General features: G+C 32.9%; 4 protein-coding genes. All 4 read right to left on the bottom strand.

Going from position 1 to position 2,784, the window contains the following annotated elements; all coding sequences use genetic code 11:
- Window positions 1-25 precede the first annotated feature (25 nt).
- Window positions 26-301, bottom strand: a complete 276-nt coding sequence (locus ABT112_RS34930) for a hypothetical protein (RefSeq protein ID WP_351515807.1) — start codon at window positions 299-301, stop codon at window positions 26-28.
- A 2-nt stretch (window positions 302-303) separates the two neighbouring features.
- Complete coding sequence (locus ABT112_RS34925) at window positions 304-504, bottom strand: DUF1056 family protein (protein WP_032947698.1); 201 nt, start codon at window positions 502-504, stop codon at window positions 304-306.
- Window positions 491-2,461: a terminase large subunit gene (locus ABT112_RS34920; protein ID WP_312258018.1), complete on the bottom strand. Its 1,971-nt coding sequence runs from the start codon at window positions 2,459-2,461 to the stop codon at window positions 491-493. Before ABT112_RS34920 ends, ABT112_RS34925 begins: the two co-directional genes overlap by 14 nt.
- On the bottom strand, window positions 2,451-2,784 hold a 334-nt coding region (locus tag ABT112_RS34915; protein ID WP_351515806.1), incomplete at its 5' end, for a phage terminase small subunit P27 family. The genes ABT112_RS34915 and ABT112_RS34920, both read right to left, overlap by 11 nt.

Here is a 2,784-nt window from a genome sequence, read left to right as displayed (position 1 = left end):
TGCTAATAAACATGGATTTTGGCAATCAATGTTTATTAGCATTAGTACTTGGATTATCAATGATTCCTTGATTCTTTTTCTTTTCAGCATTGATTTTAACTATTGCTAAATCACTAGATAGTTGCAAGATAATAGAAAATAAGTCTGAATTTCTTAATGCTGCACGAGCTGAAACCCATTCATTATTATCACCAAGCAAACTTTCCATTATTTGAGCATCATTTCCATCTGGAAAATAGCTATGAACACTACCAACTTCTGGCGGATCATTTGTTTGGTTGATAAAGTTTAATATTGGCAAAATCAATCACCTCCCTTCGTAATTTTGGAACTAATAAACCAAGAACCAATTCCAAAAATAATAAATGTTACTGTTAATGTAATTCCACCAGCAAATAAGTTCATTAGAAAAACTGTAATATTTAACGTAATAGCTGCTAAAGAGAAGCATAGAACATCAAAAACATCCCATATTTTTTTTAAAAACGCTTTAAAAATCTTCATCGAATCCCCAATCATCATCCATTTCATCATCAAGGTCTAACAAGCCAGATTCTTGACTAGTAACCCATTCTTTTACTTGTTCTGGTGTCATATGCTCAACTTGCCAACTCTTATCATTTGCCATACCATAATCCTCAAAGTGATACATCCCTTGAAATAAAGCATCAATAATCGCATCAACAACGTCAATTTTTAAAGTTGCTTTTCGTTTATCTACCTGTATTCCTATTGAATCTTCACGTAAAACCGCATTTAATAGCGATTTTTCCATGATTTTATCATCTAGCCTACTAATAGATCCCTCTACAAATAGTTTTTGTAAAAATTTTGTAGGATCTTTCAACTCACTCGTTCTTTGACGGATAGGTTGTAAATTATAGCCCGTATTATTCATGAGCATTTGAATTACTTTAGTGATACCCATTGCATCGTAACCAAAAAAGATAACATCCAATGCGTTATCTTCAATATAGTTTACAATCCATTCATAGACCTCATCATCATTGATTAGCCCTTGTTGGTGGCTTGTGACTGTACAAAAACCATATTTTTCTAGTTCTCTATAATTAATACCATCTTGTTTTTCTTTAGCATCAATTGAACCTGCTCTTTGGAATGGAACAAACGAATGCTGTTCAACATGCCACTTAGGCTTTCCTTCATCATCTAAATAAGGAAAAACGAAAGCAATCGCTGTATTATCTGACATCATTGAATAGTCAATACCTATATAACAGCGTTGCCCATGAATGCTAAATTCAGGAATAATAGCTTTTTCAACATCAGCAAGATTTAAGTAACTATCAACATCTTGCTGAAGCCACATATTAAGGTTTTTAGTTTGAAAATCATGTAGTGTCCCTTGTAACAAGTCACTGTTTCGTTTGTCAATCAATCCTTTTAATAAAATATCTTTTTTATCTTCCAATTCAAGAAGAGGGTTTGATTTTACCCAAGTTTCTGGCTCGAATGTTTCTGATAAATCATCTTGCGCCCATACCAAACACAAAGAAGTATCTGCTTCTCTATCCCAATCTTTCTCCATAGCTTCTTGAAGTGTTTTTTGGTCCTTCCTAAAAGGAACGCTAGGGTCTGGATAGGAAGTTGAAATTTGTACAAACTGATGATTTTTAACCAAAACTTGTCCAGAAACAATTTTAGAAATTTTTTCTCTATTAGTTACCTCTCCGATTTCATCAAAAATAGCAGTTGTAAAGTGAAAGCTATCATATTGACCAGCTTCATGAGAAATAGCACGAATTTTATTATTCATTTTCTTCATGACAACTTCATCATTCAGAATAGAACGATCAGTCAAACCTGTTTCAGCAGCAATTGTTTTAAATGGTTCAATTTTTATAACTGTCTTAAGCATCGTCTTAACATATCCAAACAATTTGCTTGTCTGTTTAAAGTTTATCGAGGAAACTAAAAAGTCCTGATTTGATAAACCAAGACTTTCAAATAAAAATGAATAAACCATCAAAATTGCTAGAATATAAGTTTTACCTTGCCCACGAGATACTGATATTATAGCGACAGTAAACCTTTTTCCACCTTCGCTATTCCTCCAGCCTATCAGCATACACATAATGAATTTTTGCCAAGGCATTAGCTCAGTTGGTTCGCCTGTATCAACATTCGGGACAACTGAAGCAACTTTTAGTAAATTTTTTATTTCCTTTTTAGAGTATCTATAAGGAAAATCTTCACGTCCAATTCTTTGAAGGTCTCTTAAATGCCTAAATGCTGCTAATTTTGTTAGATACCCAGATTTTGTTATACCGTCTAATACTGCGAATGCATATCTTGTGCCAGGGTCTCTATATTTAGCACGTATTTCTGAAAAATCAATACTATGATAAGCTCCTAAGACGTCGTGGTCCTGCGTTAAATCAACTTTAAATTCAATGATAAGATTATTCATTGTTTTTGTAGGAGCTAACTCAGTAATCATCATCACCTCCATCAAAGAACGCCTTCATCTTATCTTTAGTGCTTTTTTCATTCGTATCTTGCATGTTAAGCTCTATCAATTCAGAACGTGATTTTGGCGATAAACCTAACTCAGAACCAATCTTTGTAAGATTTTTTATTGCATCCGAGTAAATTTGAGTCATTGGATTACGTTTAAAACCTTGAAATTGTCTGTCAATAATTTCACCAGTCATATCTTGAACTGGTTTATAAATTTCTTGAACCTCACCATGTTTTTTAAGATGTTCGTATGAATTTCTATAAATTTCATACTGAGTACAATACATTTCAACTAAAAACGAA

The organism is Streptomyces sp. NPDC002055, from assembly GCF_040296705.1.
In the GTDB taxonomy this organism is placed as follows: Bacteria; Actinomycetota; Actinomycetes; order Streptomycetales; family Streptomycetaceae; genus Streptomyces.
Note: the sequence above shows the minus strand (reverse complement) of the source record. Positions and strands in the feature narration are given on the sequence as shown.